This is a genomic window from Oleiphilus sp. HI0067 (assembly GCF_001635735.1).
Genome location: NZ_LWFI01001662.1, coordinates 1 through 503, shown reverse-complemented (window position 1 = coordinate 503; position 503 = coordinate 1). Strand labels below are relative to the sequence as shown.

Annotated in this window: 1 pseudogene; it reads left to right on the top strand. The window is 46.7% G+C overall.

The window, feature by feature from the left end:
- A pseudogene (obgE, locus tag A3739_RS30500) lies at positions 1-469 on the top strand (GTPase ObgE); the annotation flags it as partial.
- Between the last annotated feature and the right edge of the window lie 34 nt (positions 470-503).

Here is a 503-nt window from a genome sequence, read left to right as displayed (position 1 = left end):
TGTTGTCGACATGGCTCCATTTGATGGGAAAGAGCCTCTAGAGGCGATTAATGAGATCGTTGGTGAATTAGAGGGGTTTAGTCCGACCTTAGCCTCAAGAGAGCGTTGGTTGGTCTTGAATAAGCTCGATATGGTTCCAGAAGATGAGCGAGATCAGCGTTGTGATGAGTTGATAAAAGCGTTGAATTGGACTGGTCCAGTTTACAAAGCGTCAGCTTTGAATAATGAGGGCTTAGAGCCTCTAGTATGGGATATCATGCGTTGGATTGAAGAGCGAGCTGAGGCAGAGTCGAATGATGAAGAGTTGGCTCAGATGGAAGCTGGTCTGAAAGAGGCGATGCAGAAAGAAGCGCGTCAGCGTCTTGAGGAATATAAGGTCGCTCGAAAAGCGTCGCGTGCTAGCGAAGATGATGAAGATGACGACTTTGACGATGATGATTACGACGTTGAAGTTGAGTATGCGCCATAAGAGGTTGTCGTGCTAGATAGTAAGAGTATCGATG